We start from the raw sequence: 20,175 nt of genomic DNA, 5'->3' as shown, positions 1-20,175 counted from the left end.
TATAAATATTTCCACGGCAGAGGAGCATTTATTGTTGATTCCTGGAGGGAAATAAAAGATGGACAAACGAAAGAAGGGTACGCGCCGCCGCGGAGAGGTTCTGGAAGAGGCAATCCTGCTTTCCGCATGGGGGGAACTCTTAGAAACCGGCTATACACGAATGACGATGGAGAGCATTGCAACTCGGGCGGGAACAAATAAATCTGTCCTTTATCGTCGATGGTCTGATAAGTCTGAACTTGTGATGGCTGCCATACGTAAATATTATTTTCCTAAAATTACGAATGAAATACCAGATACTGGAAGTCTACGCGGCGATGTATATACCTATCTGCGTGCACGTGTTGAACCACTGAAAATAATCGGTGCGGAAACGATCAGGGGACTTATTATGGAACCAGTGGTGTGGCAAAATATAGTTGCATCCATGCCGCAAATAATCGAACGAAGGTCGGAGGGCAAGCTGACGGTGGCTATGAAGACGATTTTAAAAAACGCGGAACTTCGTGGTGAAGTCTGCCTTGAAAAACTGTCGCCCCGAATCATCTCACTGCCGCTTGACCTGCTTCAGTATGAGCTGATTAAAAAGTTGGAACCAGTATCCGATGAAGCCATAGCTGAGATTGTAGATGACATTTTTATGCCGCTTATACATTCAACACAGCAATAGCAAAAAGGTCATTTAAGGTTAATTGACAACTGAAGATTCGTATTTGTATATAATGTGAAGTACTCAGTTTACAAAGGAGACATAAGTTAATGAGAATAAAAAAAATATTAACTCGCCTGTATGTACATGATATAAATAAAGCTATAGATTTCTATAAAAAATTATTAAATAAAGATTGTGATTTAAGATTTAGGCATACTGAAATGAATTTAGAATTAGCACAAATAGGAAATATATTAATTTTAGGTGGTACTGAAGAAGCTTTAGAACCATTTAAGGATACAAAGGCAACTTTCTTGGTAGACTCTGCTGTTGAATTTAGAGAATTCTTATTAAAAAATGGTGTTATAATCATTAGAGATTTAAAAAAAGTTCCAACAGGAATGAATTTAACTGTAAGACATCCGGATGGTACCATAATCGAATATGTTGAACATAATAAAAATATTAATTTGTAAAATTTAAATGTCTGCCAATTTAATCAGAGTAAAAATACTCTAGTTAAATATGTTAGATAGGTGTTTTTTATATTTATAAACTTCATTTCCCCATTTATCTAGAGACTTTAAAGCGACTATGAGTTTTTGACTAAGTTTTGACAATTCATATTCTACCCTTGGTGGAATTTCATTATATTGATGACGAATAACAAGAGAGTCTTCTTCAAGTTCTTTTAAGTTTTTTGAAAGCATCAGACTGGATATGCCATTAACTTTCCTCTGTAGTTCATTAAATCGAATAACTCCATTTTGGAACATAGTCCAAATGATTAAGAGTTTCCATTTGCCACCTATAATATCCATAGCGTACCTAACATAACAATCTTCCATAAGACAACCTCCATTACTTATATAAATATTAGTGACTAAACATTTTTTGTGTACTTGTTGATTTATATGCTACTTAATATAATGAAGTTAGTCAATAGACAACTGACTTAATTTAAAAAATTTTATATCTAAAAGGAGCGCTGAGAAATGTCAAAAGTAGTTGTTTTCAAAGGTAGTCCAAGAAAGAATGGATATACTGCAAAACTATTAGAACAAGTAGCAAAAGGAGCGAAGTCCAAAGGTGCCGAGGTTATTGAATTTGATTTAAATGATCCTGGAATCCGTGGATGCCAAGGATGTTTTTATTGCCGTACATATGACGGATGTGCTGTTAACGATTATTTGCGGCCAATGTATAAAGCAATTAATGAAGCAGATGCTATTGTATTTGGTTCTCCAATCTATTATTATCAAATTACAGGTCAGGCAAGAGTTTGGTTAGATCGTACATTTCCGATGGTTGGAGGTCTTAAAGACACTTTAGTACCTAGACATCCAGATAAAAAGTTAATAACAATATTTGTTCAAGGAAACCCGGATCCTAAAATAGGTGCAGATGGCATTAAATTTGTCAATGATATTTTTAAAATATATGGTTGGAAGTTAGAGGATAGCATTCATTACTGTGGAACTAGTCATAATCCTGATTTAGCAATGTTTGATGAGTTGTCTTTAAGAGCATTCAAGGATGGGGAACATACACTAATCTAATTGATAGTTTAAACATATATAATACCCGATTATGTTATAATAATTAGGAAGATTAATTTGGAAAGGCTTCAAGAATGAATAAAAATATTAAATGGCTACTTGTTATTATATGGATAATAGTAATATTTATGTTTTCAAATCAACCTGGAAACGTATCAGATGAGAAGAGCAAATTTGTAGTTGGTTTGTTCAATGCAATTGGAGTAAATCTTAATAATGTATTTGGCAATATGGCAAACTTTGCGGTTAGAAAAGCCTCACACTTTATTGAGTATCTTATACTTTACATATTAATATTTAATGCAGTGTATAAAAAACATGAAATCAAAAGAGCTCTTTTAATTTCATTAATTCTAGTATTTGTGTATGCATGTATGGATGAAGTTCATCAATTGTTTATACCTGGGAGATCTTCTAGAATAAGAGATATTATTATAGACACTACAGGAGGTTTTGCAGGACTCCTTCTGAGTTTTTATCATTCGTATAAGAAAGGGAGAACAGTTCAAGATGAAATGCAAAATAGATGATATATCAATAAACTATCATATAAAAGGAAATGGAAAACCGGTTGTTATGATTCATGGTTATGCTGCAGACAGCAGGCTGATGATGGGGTGTATGGAACCTGCCTTTTTAAATAAGAAGGATTATAAGAGAATATATATGGATCTTCCTGGCATGGGGGAAAGCAGTACCTCTGAAAGGATTACAAATGCAGATGATATGCTGGATGTTATAGTAGATTTTATTAGAAAAATTATTCCAGACGAAAATTTTCTTCTTGCAGGAGAATCCTATGGGGGATATTTATCAAGGGGAATAATTTATAAAATGTTTGAAAAGGTAGATGGGCTTCTATTGATATGTCCGGTTATAATACCCGATTTTAAGAAGAGAGATCTGCCAGAGCATGTTATTCTTGTAAAAGATAGAAAATTGCTTTCACAGTTAAATGAGTATGAAATTGAAAACTTCAATTCAATATCTGTACTTCAAAGTGAGAAAATATATAGGAGGTACAAAGATGAAGTACTTTCAGGTTTAGAAGCAGGGAAACATGAATTTTTGCGATATTTCCAGAAAAATGGATATAAATTTTCTTTTGATGTTGATAAAATAGATAAAAAGTTTACGAAACCGACCCTTATACTTTTAGGACATCAAGATTCACGTGTAGGTTACAAGGATGCATGGACTATTTTAAACAACTATCCAAGGGCAACCTTTGCTGTAATTGATAATGCTGGACATAATTTGCAGATAGAACAGGAAGATATGTTTAACTACATGGTAGATGAGTGGATAAGGAGAATTCAAAAAGAGGGTGGGAAACTCTAAATTTTTATTAGAGTTTCTTTTAATTTAAGCCAATCATCATTATACATGTTTCTAAAATCATCATTTCTATTGTAGGTTAGAGAAGATGGATGATACATGGGGAAAATATACGTTTTTAACTCTTTGTTAAATGACAATTTGCCATGGCATTCTCCAATGGATTTGAATTCTGTTAGGTTTTTTAGAGGTATATTTCCAAGAGTTATTATTATTTTGGGATTGACAAAGTCAATTTCTTCTTTGAGAATATCCCTGAATAAATTTATTTCAGAGACCTTTGGAGTTCTATTTTTTACAGTATTTCTGCCATTTTTATTTTCAGTTATTTTTATGGGTCTGAAGAAGCAGGTGTTTGTTATCCTCACTCTGTTACGTGTGAGGCCTATAGAAGTCAGATACTTTTCAAAATTCTTTCCAGCCATTCCAACAAAAGGTCTGCCCTCTATTATTTCTGTTTTCCCGGGAGCTTCTCCGATAAATAATATATCACAGGGTATGGGACCGTCACCTGTAATATATCCACCAACAGGTGAGTTGCTGTAATTTTCACATATGAGCCTGATTTTTTCCTTTAGATAGTTGTTAATATCCATAGAAAGCTTCCTTTCTTTTTTTATATTTTTTGATGAAATTATAAAAAATATTCTAATATAATTATAACAAAATTTACATTAAATTAAATGTATCGGTGCATTTTAACATTGGCTTAAATAATGATATAATCAACTCTAAATAGTTATAAATAATACATAAGAGGTGAAATTCCATGAAAAATTTCTATATAATGACTCCAGGGCCTACTGAAGTCAGTGAAAATGTTAGAATGGCTAGAAGTAAAAGATTTACAAATCCGGATTTAGATCTTGAATTTTATGATTTTTATAAAGAAACCTGTGAAAAAACAGCTCAATTTTTGAATACCGAAAATGAGGTAAGAATATTGAGTGGTGAAGGAATACTTGGGCTTGAAGCAGCCTGTGCTTCTCTCACTGAAAAAGGAGACAGGATTCTCGTAATTGATAATGGAATATTTGGAGAGGGATTTAGTGATTTCATCAATCTATATGGCGGCCAAGTTGTATTTTTTAAAGGTGATAGAAAGAAACAGATAGATATAGAAGAGTTAAAGGCTTTTTTGGAAAAGGACAGTAATTTTAAATATGCTACTGTAGTTCACTGTGATACTCCATCGGGAGTTCTAAATGATATATCCAGAATTTGTCCTATACTTAAAAAGAAGGGTATACTTACTGTAGTTGACAGTGTTGCAGCCATGGGAGGAGAGAGATTAGAAGTAGATGATTGGGATATAGATATAGTGGTGGGAGCATCTCAGAAATGTATTTCAGCACCTCCGGGACTTACACTTTTAAGTATAAGCAAAGATGCCTTTGATTGTATGGAGAGCAGGAAAAGTCCAATAGCATCTTTTTATTGTAATTTGCTTGTCTGGAAGAATTATTATAAGGATAAATGGTTTCCATATACACCACCTGTAAGTGATATATTGGGGTTCAGGAAAGCCATAGACAATATACTCGAAGATAAAGATATAATAGACAGGCATCATAAAATTGCGGCAGCTGCAAGAAGTGCAGTAAAGAAAGCGGGATTAAACCTGTATACAAGAAATGGATATTCCAATACAGTGACAGTAATTGAAGTTCCAGAAGGAGTAAAAGACGTGGAACTCAGAAAATACATGGAGGATAAATATAATGTAATGATAGCAGGATCTTTTGGCTATCTGGAAGGCAGAGTAATAAGAATAGGGCATATGGGTGAAAATGCCAGACCAGATAGAGTCAGCTATACATTGTATGCATTTCAGAAATCATTGGAGAACTTTGGGTTTCAGTGCAGATGTGATATGTCATCATTTTTTCTCAGTAGCTTATAGTATTGAATCAACATTACCTTGTGTATCAATATAAGTATATTGAAGAAAATATGTAAATAATATAAGTAGAGAATAATAAATCGATATAATGAATATATTTACTGCAGAAAATATGAGGGCATGTGATATAATAACATTCGTTGTCTCAAAAGATGACAGAAGTCAGTAATATCAACTCATTGAAGCATAATGAAAAAAAGATAAAAAAATGTTGACAAACATGAGATGAGATGATATACTATAAAAGCTGTCCAAAGAGGCGGCGAAAGAAGAGACATGATCCTTGAAAATTAAACAGAATAGAAACAAGTGAAAACTTGAAGAAATAAACCAGCAATTTTTTTGAGCTGCAGAGATGCAGTAAAGTAAAACAGTAATGAGTAGAGACAAACTTTTAAATTGAGAGTTTGATCCTGGCTCAGGACGAACGCTGGCGGCGTGCCTAACACATGCAAGTCGAGCGAAGGAACCCCTTCGGGGGAGACTTAGCGGCGGACGGGTGAGTAACACGTGGGTAACCTGCCTCAAAGAGGGGGATAGCCTCCCGAAAGGGAGATTAATACCGCATAAGACCTGAATTCGCATGAATTCAGGATAAAAGGAGAAATCCGCTTTGAGATGGACCCGCGGCGCATTAGCTAGTTGGTGGGGTAGAAGCCTACCAAGGCAACGATGCGTAGCCGACCTGAGAGGGTGATCGGCCACATTGGAACTGAGATACGGTCCAGACTCCTACGGGAGGCAGCAGTGGGGAATATTGCACAATGGGCGAAAGCCTGATGCAGCAACGCCGCGTGAGTGATGAAGGTCTTCGGATTGTAAAGCTCTGTCTTCTGGGACGATAATGACGGTACCAGAAGAGGAAGCCACGGCTAACTACGTGCCAGCAGCCGCGGTAATACGTAGGTGGCGAGCGTTGTCCGGAATTACTGGGCGTAAAGGGTGCGTAGGCGGATGTTTAAGTGAGATGTGAAATACCCGGGCTTAACCTGGGAGCTGCATTTCAAACTGGATATCTGGAGTGCAGGAGAGGAGAACGGAATTCCTAGTGTAGCGGTGAAATGCGTAGAGATTAGGAAGAACACCAGTGGCGAAGGCGGTTCTCTGGACTGTAACTGACGCTGAGGCACGAAAGCGTGGGTAGCAAACAGGATTAGATACCCTGGTAGTCCACGCCGTAAACGATGAGTACTAGGTGTAGGAGGTATCGACCCCTTCTGTGCCGCAGTAAACACAATAAGTACTCCGCCTGGGAAGTACGATCGCAAGATTAAAACTCAAAGGAATTGACGGGGGCCCGCACAAGCAGCGGAGCATGTGGTTTAATTCGAAGCAACGCGAAGAACCTTACCTGGACTTGACATCCCCTGAATAGCCTGGAGACAGGCGAAGCCTTTCGGGGCAGGGAGACAGGTGGTGCATGGTTGTCGTCAGCTCGTGTCGTGAGATGTTAGGTTAAGTCCTGCAACGAGCGCAACCCTTGTTGTTAGTTGCTAACATGAAAGATGAGCACTCTAACGAGACTGCCGCGGTTAACGCGGAGGAAGGTGGGGATGACGTCAAATCATCATGCCCCTTATGTCCAGGGCGACACACGTGCTACAATGGGCAGAACAGAGAGAAGCAAGACCGTGAGGAGGAGCCAAACTCAAAAACTGCTCTCAGTTCGGATTGCAGGCTGAAACCCGCCTGCATGAAGCTGGAGTTGCTAGTAATCGCGAATCAGCATGTCGCGGTGAATACGTTCCCGGGCCTTGTACACACCGCCCGTCACACCATGAGAGCTGGCAACACCCGAAGTCCGTAGTCTAACTTAGGAGGACGCGGCCGAAGGTGGGGTTAGTGATTGGGGTGAAGTCGTAACAAGGTAGCCGTAGGAGAACCTGCGGCTGGATCACCTCCTTTCTAAGGAGAAAAGGAACAGGACACTGTTCCATAAAAGTTGGTATTTTGTTTGAGCAAGTAACTTGAAAAATTGATAGTAACGAGCAGATTGAGGAAAAACGCGAACGAGGAGTGGAGTTTACTTATGTAAATGAGCACCGGAGTGAGTGATTTTGACGAAAAGATGCGAAGTTAATAACAATTTTTTATTCTGTTTAATTTTGAAGGATCAGGTTATTCAATATTCTTCAAAATTGTTCCTTGAAAATTGTACAGTAAGAAAAAAGAGAAGTCGAAAGACTTCATGAAAGTAAAGTAAAGCTGAGGTTAATGAAATAACCTTTGTAGATATATGTGGAAAATTAATAGTAGCAAGCAGTTCGAGGAAAGGCTTGAGCGAGGAGCGGAGCTTACTTGTGTAAGTGAGCACCACAGCGAAAGACTTGACGATGAAATGCGAAGCTAATATGGATTTTCTTTAGGTCAAGCTACAAAGGGCGCATGGTGAATGCCTTGGCACCAGGAGCCGACGAAGGACGTGATAAGCTGCGATAAGCTTCGGGTAGACGCAAATAGTCTGAGAACCGAAGATTTCCGAATGGGGAAACCCACAGTGGAAGCACTGAACTGTAAACTGAATTCATAGGTTTATAGAGGTAAACCCGGGGAACTGAAACATCTAAGTACCCGGAGGAAGAGAAAGAAAAATCGATTTTCCAAGTAGCGGCGAGCGAAAGGGAAAGAGCCCAAACCAGGAACTTGTTTCTGGGGTTCGGGCAGACAGAGAGAACAATAGGTTAAGTGAAGAGAGCTGGAAGGCTCCGCCATAGAAGGTAAAAGCCCTGTAGGTGAAAGCTGAAAAAGTTCCAGTCTGTACCAGAGTACCACGAGACACGAGAAACCTTGTGGGAAAGAGGGAGGACCACCTCCTAAGGCTAAATACTACCTGGTGACCGATAGAGAAGAAGTACCGTGAGGGAAAGGTGAAAAGAACCCCGGAAGGGGAGTGAAAGAGAACCTGAAACCGTGTGTCCACAACCGATCGAAGCACTTTAACGTGCGACGATGTGCTTTTTGTAGAACGAGCCAGCGAGTTACGGTATGCAGCAAGGTTAAGCACTTAAGGTGCGGAGCCGAAGGGAAACCGAGTCTTAAAAGGGCGTCTAGTTGCATGCAGTAGACCCGAAACCGGGTGACCTATCCATGGCCAGGTTGAAGCGGAAGTAAAATTCCGTGGAGGACCGAACCACGTTGGTGTTGAAAAACCATGGGATGAGCTGTGGATAGCGGAGAAATTCCAATCGAACTCGGAGATAGCTGGTTCTCCTCGAAATAGCTTTAGGGCTAGCGTCGTGAATGAGTAGTGGAGGTAGAGCACTGAATGGGCTAGGGGCTGACAACAGTTACTGAACCCTATCAAACTCCGAATGCCATATACTTGAATCACGGCAGTCAGACCGGGAATGATAAGATCCTCGGTCAAAAGGGAAAGAGCCCAGATCATCAGCTAAGGTCCCAAAGTGTAAGTTAAGTGGAAAAGGATGTGGGATTTCGAAGACAACTAGGATGTTGGCTCAGAAGCAGCCACACATTCAAAGAGTGCGTAACAGCTCACTAGTCGAGAGATCCTGCGCCGAAGATGTCCGGGGCTAAAACTTACCACCGAAGCTATGGACCCGAAAGGGTGGTAGAGGAGCATCCTGTACGGATAGAAGCAGTACCGTAAGGAGCTGTGGACTGTACAGGAGAGAGTATGCTGGCATAAGTAGCGAGAAATAAGTGAGAATCTTATTGGTCGAAGACCTAAGGTTTCCTGGGGAAGGTTCGTCCGCCCAGGGTTAGTCGGGACCTAAGCCGAGGCCGAAAGGCGTAGGCGATGGACAATCGGTTGATATTCCGATACCGCAAACTGGCGTTTGACAGAAGGGATGACGCAGAAGGATAGGATGTGCACACTACTGGATGTGTGTCTAAGCACTGAGGCAGGCCGGGGAGGAAAACCCATCCGGTTAATGCTGAGGTGTTACAGGGATCCAATTAAGGAGAAGTATCCGATTTCACACTGCCAAGAAAAGTCTCTATGGAGCAAGTTTGTGCCCGTACCGCAAACCGACACAGGTAGGTGAGGAGAGAATCCTAAGACCATCGGAAGAATTGTTGTTAAGGAACTAGGCAAATTAACTCCGTAACTTAGGGATAAGGAGTGCCCCGAAAGGGGCCGCAGAGAATAGGCTCAAGCAACTGTTTATCAAAAACACAGGTCTCTGCTAAAGCGAAAGCTGAAGTATAGGGGCTGACGCCTGCCCGGTGCTGGAAGGTTAAGGGGAATACTAAGCGCAAGCGAAGGTATGAACTTAAGCCCCAGTAAACGGCGGCCGTAACTATAACGGTCCTAAGGTAGCGAAATTCCTTGTCGGGTAAGTTCCGACCCGCACGAATGGCGTAATGATTTGAGCACTGTCTCGACAACAAATCCGGCGAAATTGTAGTGCAAGTGAAGATGCTTGCTACCCGCGATTGGACGGAAAGACCCCGTAGAGCTTTACTGCAGTTTAGCATTGAGTTTCGGTATTGTCTGTACAGGATAGGTGGGAGGCATGGAAACCGGGGCGCCAGCCCTGGCGGAGCCAACGTTGGGATACCACCCTGACAGTACTGGAATTCTAACCGGCGGCCATGAAACTGGTCACGGGACATTGTTAGGCAGGCAGTTTGACTGGGGCGGTCGCCTCCTAAAAAGTAACGGAGGCGCCCAAAGGTTCCCTCAGAAGGGTCGGAAATCCTTCGAAGAGTGCAAAGGCAGAAGGGAGCCTGACTGCGACACATACAGGTGGAGCAGGGACGAAAGTCGGGCTTAGTGATCCGGTGGTACCTCGTGGGAGGGCCATCGCTCAACGGATAAAAGCTACCTCGGGGATAACAGGCTGATCTCCCCCAAGAGTTCACATCGACGGGGAGGTTTGGCACCTCGATGTCGGCTCGTCGCATCCTGGGGCTGAAGTAGGTCCCAAGGGTTGGGCTGTTCGCCCATTAAAGCGGCACGCGAGCTGGGTTCAGAACGTCGTGAGACAGTTCGGTCCCTATCCGTCGCGGGCGCAGGAAATTTGAGAGGAGCTGTCCTTAGTACGAGAGGACCGGGATGGACTGACCTCTGGTGTACCAGTTGTTCCGCCAGGAGCATGGCTGGGTAGCTATGTCGGGAAGGGATAAACGCTGAAAGCATCTAAGCGTGAAGCCCACCTCAAGATTAGATTTCCCACAGCGTAAGCTGGTAAGACCCCTCGGAGAACACGAGGTTGATAGGTCAGGGGTGTAAGCATGGCAACATGTTCAGCTGACTGATACTAATAGGTCGAGGGCTTGACCAAACATTCATCTTACTGTGCAATTTTCAGGGAACAGAGCAGTATTCCATATGGAATACACATGTTTTCAATATTTGCTGTAGAGTTTACAGTAAATAAATTATTAGCAGCGAATAGATCAAGGAAAAGCTTGAAGGAGGAGCGGAATTTACTTACGTAAATGAGCACCGCAGTGAGAACTTTGACGCAGAGATATGAAGCTGATAATGATTTATGTCAAATATCTGGTGGTTATGACGTGAAGGTAACACCCCTTCCCATTCCGAACAGGATGGTTAAGCTTCATTGTGCCGAGAGTACTGCAGGGGAAGCCCTGTGGCAGGGTAGGTTGCTGCCGGGTTTTTATGGCCAGATAGCTCAGTCGGTAGAGCAGAGGACTGAAAATCCTCGTGTCCCTGGTTCGATTCCTGGTCTGGCCACCAAAGGTTTCAGGTAAAACTTGAAGCCTTTTTTTATCTTATAAAGAGGAGACAAATGTATGGAAGATAAGGTACTTGCAGTCGTAAATGGAATTGAAATAAAAGAAAGTGATATTCAACATACAATCAATAAGTTTCCTGCTGATAAGCAGATGCAATTAAACACAAAAAAGGGTAGAAAACAATTACTGAATGAAGTAGTATTTTTTGAATTGGTGTATAACTATGCAAGAGATTTGAATCTAGAAGAAGATAGTTCATATTTACAAAAATTAGAGGAAGCAAAAAAAGAGATTTTAACACAAACTGCAATAGCTAAAGTTGTAGCTGAAGTCAGTGTAACAGATAAAGAAGTTGAGAATTATTATGATGCAAATAAAAATATGTATAAAACTCCAGAAATGATAAGTGCAAAACATATATTAGTTGATAGTCTTGAAAAAGCTCAGGAAGTTTCAAATAATATATCAATGGGTATGTCTTTTGAGGAAGCAGCCGAAAAGTATTCAAGTTGTCCATCAAAGGCTCAAGGTGGTAATCTGGGAAGGTTCTCCAGAGGGCAAATGGTTCCTGAATTTGAAAATACTGCTTTTAACTTAGGTATAGGAGTGATTAGCGAACCAGTAAAAACTCAGTTTGGATACCATCTTATAAAAGTGGAAGAAAAGATAGAACCTGCCGTAATAGCCTTTGATGAAGTAAAAGATACTATAAGAAGAGGGTTGTTACAAGAAAGACAGGCATATAAATATTCAGAGCTTGACGGTGATCTTAGGAAAAAATATAAAGTTGAAATAAAGTGAATCTAAATTGTATAAAATACTCCTGGAAAGACTAATCCAGGAGTATTTTAAATTAGGCTAAAATGATACCTAATATTGTATTCTTTGTTTGTATTTTTAGGTAATATTATATCTCCAAAATTTGTATGATTAATTGCATCTGGAAGTGTTTGTGGTTCCAGTGCTATTCCCATATGTGCCACTGCCGTTTGACCGTGTATTTTCCAAACTCCTTTTACCCCATTGAGAGTATAAACAATCAATCCATTTCTATCTGATTCTATATCCAAACGTCTTCCTGTGTTATGATTTACTAGACATACTACATTTTTACAATTTACATTAAATGGATGGTCCAATCCATCAATATTTAAGTCATTATTTAATTTATTTAATGTATCTTTCAGGTTTTTTGATTGGCGAAAATCAAAAAGGGTTCCTGAAACATCCCTTAAAATTCCTGTTGGCAATAAATTTTTATCGATTTCGGCATAGTGCGATGCATTTATCTTTAAGAAGTGACCTGACAGAAGTTGATTGACATCATTATTCAAGTTAAAATATGAATGAACGGTAGGATTAAAAAGTGTGTCCTTGCTGCTTACAGCATTAAACGTGATTGACAAATCGTTATTATCATTTAAAGTATATGTTATTTTTATATCTCTTGTTCCAGGAAAACTATCTTCTTTGTTTGTAATAGTTCTGTAAAAAATAATGCTGTTAGATTCTTTTGCTTCAATGGTTTTACTGTTCCATAGAAGTGTATTGAATCCATGACTGCCTCCATGAAGTGTATTATTTGATTCATTTTTGGATACTTTATAGTCGATTCCATTGATTTTAAAACATCCATTTGTAATACGTCCGGCAACGGGACCTATTGAAGCACCCAGGAATATGGACTTGTCATTTATATAACTTTCCAGGTCATCAAAATTAAGCAATATATTTGAAAAGTTATTGAACTGATCCGGCACAATAATTTCTGTTAAGGTGGCTCCGTAGGATATACAGGAGACTTTTACCCCTTTTATATTTTCAATTGTGTATTTATAAATCTTATTTCCATCAAAAGAGCCCAGGATACTTTTTTCTATCATTATAATATACTCCTTTAATTGTAGATTTTAGTATCAGAAATTTATATTTGGCATATTGATTATCTATAGAAAAATAATCAATATGCCAGTTAATGGTTACCGTGTAGTTTGATTTATAATATCTCTTAATTTTGTATTATGGTCAATAATAACTGTTTCCAAATTCACCATTCTGCTCCAGTCATAGATTTGTTCAGCAGATAATGACAGGGTAACAACTGTATGGTGACCACCTCCGGCATAAATCCAGGATTTTACTCCATCACTGAAGTTCGGTTCAGGTTTCCATACCAGTTTGGCTACAGGAAGATTTGGAGTATCTTCAGCAGGTTCAACAGCATTTATTTCATTTATGAGAAGACGGTAATGTGTTCCAAGATCACACATTGACACTGCAATACCCTTGCCTGTAGAACCGTTAAAAATCAAACGTGCAGGATCTTCACGGTCTCCAATTCCGAGAGGCTTTACAACTACCCTTGGCTTGTCGGAGGCAAAAGTCGGGTCAACTTCAAGCATATGTGCACCTAAAATTTCTTCACTGCCTGCACCTAGTTCATAAGTGTAATCTTCCATAAAACCTGTTTTCTTGTTGTCAGCCATAATTTTAATTAAACGATCCAGAGCTGCAGTTTTCCAGTCACCTTCACCGGCAAAGCCATATCCTTCTGCATTCAGGCGCTGAACAGCAAGGCCTGGTAGTTGTTTCATTCCATACAAATCTTCAAAATTTGTACTAAATGCAGTATAGTCTCCGGCTTTCAGGAAATTTCGAAGAGCTATTTCTATTTTTATTTGTTCTTTTACTTGTTTTTCATAAAATTCAGGATCATTATCACCTGTATCCATAATATATATCTTTTTAAAATCTTCATAGGTTTTGTCAATGTCACTTTGTGAAACCTTGTTTATTTCAGCAACCAAATCACCAATTCCATAATAGTCTACTGTCCAGCCAAACTGGATCTGGGCTTCAATTTTATCTCCTTCAGTGACAGCCACATTACGCATATTGTCTCCAAAACGTGCCACCTTTATATCCTGACTGGCAATGTATCCAACAGCTACATTCATCCAGTCAGCAATTTCTTTTTGAATTTCGGTTTTTTCCCAATAACCTACAATTACTTTATTGTGTTTATTCAATCTTGCATTGATAAAGCCATATTCTCTGTCACCGTGTGCACTCTGGTTCAAATTCATGAAATCCATATCTATTGTATTCCATGGTATATGTTGATTGAACTGAGTTGCAAAATGGAGCAAAGGTTTTTGCAGCAATTTAGTACCTGCTATCCACATTTTAGCTGGTGAAAAAGTATGCATCCATGTTATTACGCCGGCTACGTTGTCATTGTAATTTACTTCTTTCATAAGTTTTTTAATTTCATCTGCAGAAGTTGCCAGGGACTTGAATGTAACAGTATAAGGTAAATTTCCGCTTTTGTTCAAGCCATCTACAATTTTGATAGAATCACTTTTAACCTGTGTAAGTGTATCTTTACCGTATAAATATTGACTTCCTACTATAAACCAGAATTCCATTTTCTTGTTTTTTAACATGATTATTGATCCTCCTATATTTTATTTCTTTTGACCATAATAAGCATTCTTTCCATGCTTGCGTTTAAAATGTTTGTCCAGTAAGATTTGATCCATTTTGATGTTATAAGGGTTTAACTGCAGTGAGTGATATGTCATTTTTGCTACCTCTTCCAGTACTACTGCATTGTGAACTGCATTTTTAGGACTGGTTCCCCATGCAAATGGACCATGATCATTTACAAGCACTCCAGGTATTTCATTAGGGTTAATATTATTGAGTTTAAAGGTTTCAACAATTACGGAACCTGTTTGCTTTTCATATTCAGCTTCAATTTCACTTTTAGTCATTGGACGAGTTACGGGTATATCCCCATAGAAATAATCACCGTGTGTTGTGCCGGCAGCTGGTATGGAAAGTCCTGCCTGGGCAAATGCAACGGCCCATGAAGAATGAGTATGGACTATACCCAGTATATCTGAAAATTTTTTATATAAAATCAGGTGAGTTGGAGTATCACTTGAAGGATTAAGATTTCCTTCAATTACATTTCCATCAAGATCTACTATAACCATGTCGGATGCTTTCATTTTACTGTATTCAACACCGCTTGGCTTAATAACTACTAATCCGCTGCTCCGATCAATTCCACTTACATTTCCCCAGGTAAATGTTACCATGTGGTATTCCGGAAGCATTAAATTGGCTTTCAGCACCTGCTCTTTTAAATCTTCCAACATTAGAGATTAACCTTCTTTCTATTATGAATTCTTTCTAAAAAAGTTATATTACAAGTAAGATTCTCATTATACTAAGAATTATTCCTAATTTTGCAATTCCATTTTTTAATTAAAGTATATTTATTGCACCATGAGGTAATCCTTTACATAAAGAGAAAATAATATTAGCAGCATATAAACAGGCAACTTTTTTTTATTTGTCTGTATACTTTCAAGATAACTATAATATTTATACTTATAAATGTCAATAATTTTTTAAAATTTATAGGTATAAATTTTAAAAAATTATAAATAAATAGTTAATATAAACATTTGGAATAAAGAGCTTTACAATTTTTATTTTGTCATTGGAGATTCTTATGTTGAAGGTTAATAATAAAAAAATAAGTACGTACCTTTTATATTTTTTTATTGACATGTACGTATGTATATAGTAATATTGTCATAAAGAAAGCGTTTACTACTGTTTTAAGGTTTTAATGAGGAGGTTTTTTTATTGACTATAAAGGTAAAAAGAGCTGAAGAAATTCAAAATGGCAAAACATCGTTAGGAATAGAATTTGGTTCGACCCGTATTAAAGCAGTTCTTATTGCAAATGATTTCTCTCCATTAGCTAGTGGTAATTTTGAATGGGAAACAAGCTTAGAAAACGGGATTTGGACATATCCACTGGAAGAAATCTGGAAGGGACTACAATACAGTTATCAAAAACTTTTTGCTGAGGTAAAAGAACAATATGGAGTTACACTTTCAAAAATTGGTTCAATTGGTTTTTCAGCAATGATGCATGGATATATGGCATTTGACAAACAGGGGAATCTTCTTGTCCCATTTAGGACCTGGCGTAATACCATGACAGAAGAAGCAGCTAAAAAGTTAACGGAAGTATTTGAGTTCAATATCCCCGAAAGGTGGAGCATAGCTCATTTGTATCAGGCTATTCTACGTAATGAACCACATATTGAGAAGCTGGATTTTCTGACTACCTTGGCAGGTTATGTTCACTGGCAATTAACAGGTGAAAAGGTTTTGGGCATAGGCGATGCATCAGGAATGTTCCCGATTGATATGGGAATACGTAATTATGATAGGCACATGTTAGAGGTATTCAACCATTTGCCAGAAGTTACAAAACAGTCATTAGATGTAGAGAAGCTTTTGCCGAAGGTTTTATTAGCTGGCGAGAATGCGGGTGTCTTAACTCCAGAGGGGGCAAAAAAGCTTGATATAAGCGGAAATCTCCAAGCCGGAATTCCACTGTGTCCACCTGAAGGAGATGCAGGTACAGGTATGGTTGCAACAAATTCAGTTTCACCCCGCACAGGCAATGTTTCTGCAGGTACATCAATTTTTGCAATGGTAGTTCTTGAGAAACCGCTTACCAGGGTCCATCAAGAGATTGATCTGGTAACAACACCTTCGGGAGATTTAGTAGGTATGGTTCATGCAAATAATGGCTATTCTGATATAGATGCATGGGTTAATATATTTCGGGAATTTACAGAAGCTATAAATGTAAAGATCCGAAAAGATCTTCTTTATATGGCGCTTTATACTCAGGCATTTCTGGGTGATCCTGATTGCGGCGGAGTTCTTGCATATAACTATCTTGCAGGTGAAAACATCACAGGTGTTTCGGAGGGTAGACCTTTGGTTGTAAGAAAACCGAAAAGCAAATTTAATCTTCCCAATCTTATGCGGGCACATCTATTTACTTCTTTGGGAGCATTGAAAATTGGCATGGATATGCTTTTAAAGGAGGAGAACGTGAAACTTGACAAATTACTTGGACATGGGGGATTATTCAAAACACCTGTTGTTGGGCAAGCAATGGTTGCAGCTGCAGTAGATACTCCTGTATCGGTTATGAAGACTGCAGGAGAAGGTGGTGCATGGGGTATTGCATTGTTAGCCAGCTATTTAAAAAACAAGGGAGATAGTTCCACATTGGCAGAATTTTTATCAAAAAAAGTTTTTGCAGGTTATGTGCCTGAGGAAATAAGGCCCGATCAAAAAGATGTTGATGGATTTGAACAGTTCATCAAGCTTTATAAAAAAGGAATTCCCATTGAAAAGGCAGCAGTGGATTATTTGACTTAGATAAATACTATTTAATGAATAATTAGGGAGGAAAAATATAATGAATAAAAAAGTATCTCCAACATTAATTTACTTCTTTGGAGCTTTTGGAGGATTTATGTTTGGGTATGATATCGGAATAATTAACGGTGCGTTACCTGGAATTAAGGCCACGTGGAATATTAATCCATGGCTGGAGGGTTTGATTACTTCTGGATTGTTTGTAGGAGCTATGATTGGTGCTTCACTAATGGCCTCATTGGCAGATCGTTTCGGTCGCCGCCGAATGATCATGTGGAGTGCGATTGTATTTGCAATCGGTGCCATAGGATCTGGATTTTCTACTAATACAAGTTTTTTGATTATTGCCCGTATTATTTTAGGAATGGCTGTAGGTGGTGCATCTGCTTTGGTTCCAATGTATATGGGAGAAATCAGCCCTGCTGAAACACGCGGGAAGCTGTCAGGTTTAAATCAGTTGATGATAACTATAGGAATGCTCAGTGCATATGGTATAAATTATGCATTTGTGCATGTATTTGAAGGATGGCGCTGGATGCTTGGAGGTGCTGTTGTACCGGCTATGGTATTGCTATTTGGAACATTTTTGTTGCCGGAATCACCACGATTCTTGGTTAGAATCGGTAAAAATGAATTAGCCAGACAGGTGCTACAAATGTTACGTTCTCCTGAAGAAGCAGAAAGAGAATATAAAGGAATTATTGATGCACAGCATTCTGATGCAGGCTCATTTAAGGATTTATTTTCTAAAATGGCACTGCCTTCTGTAATTGCAGGCTGTGGATTGACACTATTGCAGCAAATTCAAGGTGCAAATACAATTTTTTATTACTCGTCACAAATTCTAGCAAAGGTTTTCGGTTCGGAACTAGGTGGGGTTATCAGTACAGTCGGCATTGGTGTAGTCTTTGTATTGGCAACGATTGTAACATTATTGATTGTAGATAAATTTAAACGTCGTACACTATTTATGTCAGGTTCTATTGGTATGGGAATCTCCTTATTATTGGTAGGACTGATCTATCCTTCTGCTCAAGCCAATCATGTATGGGCAATGTGGACTGTATTTTTCTTTATCTGTATATATGTTATCTTTTATGCATACTCTTGGGCTGCTGTTACGTGGATCGTAGTTGGGGAATTGTTTCCAAGTAATGTTCGTGGAATTGCTACCGGTATTGCATCAACGGTCAACTGGTTTGGCAATATTTTAGTTGCTCTGTTCTTCCCGGTATTACTTGAAACAGTAGGATTGTCTGTAATTTTCTTTGGCTTTGCTGCAATTTGTGTTTTAGGATTTATATTTGCTAAATATCTTCTTTATGAAACAAAAGGAAAATCACTGGAAGAAATTGAAACATACCTGTATGAGCGATCAATTGGAAAAGTTGTTGGATTGATGAAAAATTAATAATTATCTATAAAAAGCTTTCTATGATATAGAATTAAAATATTCATAGAAAGCTTTCTATCATACACTGAAAATAAATATTATAATGTGGAATTAATATCTTGTATATCCTTGTTTTTATACCATAAAATGCTTGTAATTGCTCCTAATATGCCTGTGAATAAAAACATAACAGCCATTCCGCTTCCGGCACCATAGCCTACTACCTTTTGTAAATTTAAAGCAACTATATTGTTAGATTTCATAAACGGCTCAAATATATAATCTGATAAAAATCCCCCTAATATAATACCAATAGGTATAGTACAAAACTGAACTGTATTTCTGACAGCAAAAACTCGCCCTTGAATTTCTTTTGGAATAGTATTATAAATAATAACATTTTGTCCGGCACTTATGAATGGAATTGGTACGCTTGCCATAATAGCTGCTATACACCAAATAAATAGTGTTTGTCCTAACCCCATCAATAAATCACCAAATAGGAATGAAAACGCAGCAGAAAAATATATTAGCTTTACGTTGTCATCTATAATCTTTTTGGTTGAAACAACGATTCCTCCTATAATACCGCCTATACCAAGTATTCCACTAACTATTCCAAGAACATAAGTATTTCCACCACTTCTTGCCAATATCATTGGAGATAAAATATTCTCGTAAGTTAATCGTGAAAAAAAATTTAAAGATACCATGCTAATAATTATATAAAATATTCCTTTATGATTAAGTAGAAATAATATTCCTTCTTTGCAGCCATACAAAATACTACATTGTCTATTTATTTTTTCTGGTATTTTTATAAATATCAACAATACGGTGAAAGCAAAAATAAAGGTAATTAGATCAATTATTATAACCCCTTGTAGGCCCATAAAAGAACTTATAAAAACAGCAAGCATGGGTGTAACCACGGCAAGCAATGAATTTGAAAAAGAATTCAGCCCACTTATCTTGAAATATTTATCTTTTGGAACCAGTATACTGATGGTTATTGATTCAGCTGGTGATTGAAAAGAATTCATAAATCCAACAATGAAATTTACCATATATATATGAACAATTTCTAACTTGTTGACAAATGTTAATATTAAAACAACCATCGAGCACATAGCTGCTATGCAGTCAGAGCATAAAATAATTGTTCTTTTCTTATGATTGTCAATAAATGCTCCGGCAAAAATGCTTACAACAATATATGGTAAATAGTAAGAAAATGTAATAAGTGATACGGTCATTGCTGAATTTGTCTGTTTATATGCCCAAATAACTAAAGTAAAACTTGTCATTGAACTTCCTAATTGTGAAATTGATTGGCTTAACCAAAATACTATGTAATTTTTAAGTTTATTTATTTTCATTGTTTTTCTCCTTT

The 20,175-nt window shown here is 38.1% G+C and carries 16 protein-coding genes, 1 tRNA gene, 3 rRNA genes and 1 pseudogene; 15 read left to right on the top strand and 6 right to left on the bottom strand.

The window, feature by feature from the left end; genetic code table 11:
• Positions 1–58: 58 nt before the first annotated feature.
• The 3 genes and pseudogenes from LKE46_RS14255 to LKE46_RS14245 form a co-directional block, all read left to right on the top strand.
• Positions 59–238, top strand: a pseudogene (locus tag LKE46_RS14255) (TetR/AcrR family transcriptional regulator); the annotation flags it as partial.
• Between the two features lie 6 nt (positions 239–244).
• Positions 245–670, top strand: a complete 426-nt coding sequence (locus LKE46_RS14250) for a TetR-like C-terminal domain-containing protein (protein ID WP_291725710.1) — start codon at positions 245–247, stop codon at positions 668–670.
• Positions 671–759: 89 nt separating this feature from the next.
• Positions 760–1,128, top strand: a complete 369-nt coding sequence (locus LKE46_RS14245; protein WP_291723707.1) for a VOC family protein — start codon at positions 760–762, stop codon at positions 1,126–1,128.
• A gap of 39 nt (positions 1,129–1,167) precedes the next feature.
• Here LKE46_RS14245 and LKE46_RS14240 read toward each other — a convergent pair whose 3' ends face one another.
• The gene (locus LKE46_RS14240) at positions 1,168–1,500 is read right to left on the bottom strand and encodes a winged helix-turn-helix transcriptional regulator (RefSeq protein ID WP_291723702.1); all 333 of its coding nucleotides are present in this window, start codon (positions 1,498–1,500) and stop codon (positions 1,168–1,170) included.
• Between the two features lie 147 nt (positions 1,501–1,647).
• Between LKE46_RS14240 and LKE46_RS14235 the strand changes: the two genes are divergently transcribed.
• From LKE46_RS14235 to LKE46_RS14225, 3 genes are all read left to right on the top strand, one after another.
• Positions 1,648–2,211, top strand: a complete 564-nt coding sequence (locus LKE46_RS14235; protein WP_291723699.1) for a flavodoxin family protein — start codon at positions 1,648–1,650, stop codon at positions 2,209–2,211.
• 74 nt (positions 2,212–2,285) lie between these two features.
• The gene (locus tag LKE46_RS14230) at positions 2,286–2,741 is read left to right on the top strand and encodes a VanZ family protein (RefSeq protein WP_291723696.1); all 456 of its coding nucleotides are present in this window, start codon (positions 2,286–2,288) and stop codon (positions 2,739–2,741) included.
• Positions 2,722–3,552 carry an alpha/beta fold hydrolase gene (locus LKE46_RS14225; protein WP_291723692.1) on the top strand — a complete coding sequence of 277 codons (831 nt, stop codon included), beginning with the start codon at positions 2,722–2,724 and terminating at the stop codon, positions 3,550–3,552. Before LKE46_RS14230 ends, LKE46_RS14225 begins: the two co-directional genes overlap by 20 nt.
• On the opposite strand, the gene LKE46_RS14220 is transcribed toward LKE46_RS14225, so the two are convergent.
• Positions 3,549–4,145 carry a uracil-DNA glycosylase gene (locus tag LKE46_RS14220; RefSeq protein WP_291723688.1) on the bottom strand — a complete coding sequence of 199 codons (597 nt, stop codon included), beginning with the start codon at positions 4,143–4,145 and terminating at the stop codon, positions 3,549–3,551. The two genes, LKE46_RS14225 and LKE46_RS14220, sit on opposite strands and share 4 nt — an antisense overlap.
• A 173-nt stretch (positions 4,146–4,318) precedes the next feature.
• On the opposite strand from LKE46_RS14220, the gene LKE46_RS14215 reads away from it, so the two are divergent.
• The 7 genes from LKE46_RS14215 (at position 4,319) to LKE46_RS14185 (ending at position 11,923) form a co-directional block, all read left to right on the top strand.
• Positions 4,319–5,452, top strand: coding sequence for a pyridoxal-phosphate-dependent aminotransferase family protein (locus LKE46_RS14215; protein ID WP_291723685.1), 1,134 nt, complete (start codon positions 4,319–4,321; stop codon positions 5,450–5,452).
• Positions 5,453–5,847: 395 nt separating this feature from the next.
• Positions 5,848–7,357, top strand: a 16S ribosomal RNA gene (locus LKE46_RS14210).
• A gap of 460 nt (positions 7,358–7,817) precedes the next feature.
• Positions 7,818–10,704: ribosomal RNA gene (locus tag LKE46_RS14205) — 23S ribosomal RNA — on the top strand.
• Positions 10,697–10,861: a hypothetical protein gene (locus tag LKE46_RS14200; protein WP_291722585.1), complete on the top strand. Its 165-nt coding sequence runs from the start codon at positions 10,697–10,699 to the stop codon at positions 10,859–10,861. The genes LKE46_RS14205 and LKE46_RS14200 overlap by 8 nt, the downstream gene beginning before the upstream one ends.
• 63 nt (positions 10,862–10,924) lie before the next feature.
• Positions 10,925–11,041 (top strand): 5S ribosomal RNA (rrf, locus tag LKE46_RS14195).
• The 16S, 23S and 5S rRNA genes sit together here with 1 tRNA gene alongside, the layout of an rRNA operon.
• 6 nt (positions 11,042–11,047) lie before the next feature.
• Positions 11,048–11,123 (top strand) — tRNA-Phe (locus LKE46_RS14190).
• A 56-nt stretch (positions 11,124–11,179) separates the two neighbouring features.
• Positions 11,180–11,923: a peptidylprolyl isomerase gene (locus LKE46_RS14185; RefSeq protein ID WP_291723682.1), complete on the top strand. Its 744-nt coding sequence runs from the start codon at positions 11,180–11,182 to the stop codon at positions 11,921–11,923.
• Between the two features lie 47 nt (positions 11,924–11,970).
• On the opposite strand, the gene LKE46_RS14180 is transcribed toward LKE46_RS14185, so the two are convergent.
• The 3 genes from LKE46_RS14180 to araD form a co-directional block, all read right to left on the bottom strand.
• Entirely contained in the window at positions 11,971–13,005 is a 1,035-nt protein-coding gene (locus LKE46_RS14180) for an aldose epimerase family protein (protein ID WP_291723679.1), read from the bottom strand.
• A gap of 96 nt (positions 13,006–13,101) precedes the next feature.
• The gene (gene araA / locus LKE46_RS14175) at positions 13,102–14,568 is read right to left on the bottom strand and encodes an L-arabinose isomerase (RefSeq protein ID WP_291723676.1); all 1,467 of its coding nucleotides are present in this window, start codon (positions 14,566–14,568) and stop codon (positions 13,102–13,104) included.
• A 21-nt stretch (positions 14,569–14,589) separates the two neighbouring features.
• Positions 14,590–15,288 carry an L-ribulose-5-phosphate 4-epimerase gene (gene araD, locus LKE46_RS14170; protein WP_291723673.1) on the bottom strand — a complete coding sequence of 233 codons (699 nt, stop codon included), beginning with the start codon at positions 15,286–15,288 and terminating at the stop codon, positions 14,590–14,592.
• 496 nt (positions 15,289–15,784) lie between these two features.
• On the opposite strand from araD, the gene LKE46_RS14165 reads away from it, so the two are divergent.
• Positions 15,785–17,389 carry a xylulokinase gene (locus LKE46_RS14165; protein ID WP_291723670.1) on the top strand — a complete coding sequence of 535 codons (1,605 nt, stop codon included), beginning with the start codon at positions 15,785–15,787 and terminating at the stop codon, positions 17,387–17,389.
• Positions 17,390–17,429: 40 nt separating this feature from the next.
• A complete protein-coding gene (locus LKE46_RS14160) occupies positions 17,430–18,800 on the top strand; it encodes a sugar porter family MFS transporter (protein WP_291723667.1) in 1,371 nt (456 codons plus the stop codon).
• Positions 18,801–18,880: 80 nt separating this feature from the next.
• On the opposite strand, the gene LKE46_RS14155 is transcribed toward LKE46_RS14160, so the two are convergent.
• On the bottom strand, positions 18,881–20,161 hold the full coding sequence (locus tag LKE46_RS14155) for an MFS transporter (RefSeq protein WP_291723662.1): 1,281 nt from the start codon (positions 20,159–20,161) through the stop codon (positions 18,881–18,883).
• Positions 20,162–20,175 lie beyond the last annotated feature (14 nt).

The organism is Clostridium sp. (assembly GCF_022482905.1).
Classification (GTDB): domain Bacteria; phylum Bacillota; class Clostridia; order Clostridiales; family Clostridiaceae; genus Clostridium_B.
Note: the sequence above shows the minus strand (reverse complement) of the source record. Positions and strands in the feature narration are given on the sequence as shown.

What these genes read in the sequence shown, in the direction of transcription:
- LKE46_RS14230 (WP_291723696.1), top strand. Translation starts at nt 2,286, where the DNA reads ATGAATAAAAATATTAAATGGCTACTTGTTATTATATGGATAATAGTA.
- LKE46_RS14240 (WP_291723702.1), bottom strand. Translation starts at nt 1,500, where the DNA reads ATGGAAGATTGTTATGTTAGGTACGCTATGGATATTATAGGTGGCAAA.
- LKE46_RS14185 (WP_291723682.1), top strand. Translation starts at nt 11,180, where the DNA reads ATGGAAGATAAGGTACTTGCAGTCGTAAATGGAATTGAAATAAAAGAA.
- LKE46_RS14245 (WP_291723707.1), top strand. Translation starts at nt 760, where the DNA reads ATGAGAATAAAAAAAATATTAACTCGCCTGTATGTACATGATATAAAT.
- LKE46_RS14235 (WP_291723699.1), top strand. Translation starts at nt 1,648, where the DNA reads ATGTCAAAAGTAGTTGTTTTCAAAGGTAGTCCAAGAAAGAATGGATAT.
- LKE46_RS14215 (WP_291723685.1), top strand. Translation starts at nt 4,319, where the DNA reads ATGAAAAATTTCTATATAATGACTCCAGGGCCTACTGAAGTCAGTGAA.
- LKE46_RS14180 (WP_291723679.1), bottom strand. Translation starts at nt 13,005, where the DNA reads ATGATAGAAAAAAGTATCCTGGGCTCTTTTGATGGAAATAAGATTTAT.
- araD (WP_291723673.1), bottom strand. Translation starts at nt 15,288, where the DNA reads ATGTTGGAAGATTTAAAAGAGCAGGTGCTGAAAGCCAATTTAATGCTT.
- LKE46_RS14225 (WP_291723692.1), top strand. Translation starts at nt 2,722, where the DNA reads ATGAAATGCAAAATAGATGATATATCAATAAACTATCATATAAAAGGA.
- LKE46_RS14220 (WP_291723688.1), bottom strand. Translation starts at nt 4,145, where the DNA reads ATGGATATTAACAACTATCTAAAGGAAAAAATCAGGCTCATATGTGAA.
- araA (WP_291723676.1), bottom strand. Translation starts at nt 14,568, where the DNA reads ATGTTAAAAAACAAGAAAATGGAATTCTGGTTTATAGTAGGAAGTCAA.
- LKE46_RS14155 (WP_291723662.1), bottom strand. Translation starts at nt 20,161, where the DNA reads ATGAAAATAAATAAACTTAAAAATTACATAGTATTTTGGTTAAGCCAA.
- LKE46_RS14250 (WP_291725710.1), top strand. Translation starts at nt 245, where the DNA reads ATGGCTGCCATACGTAAATATTATTTTCCTAAAATTACGAATGAAATA.
- LKE46_RS14160 (WP_291723667.1), top strand. Translation starts at nt 17,430, where the DNA reads ATGAATAAAAAAGTATCTCCAACATTAATTTACTTCTTTGGAGCTTTT.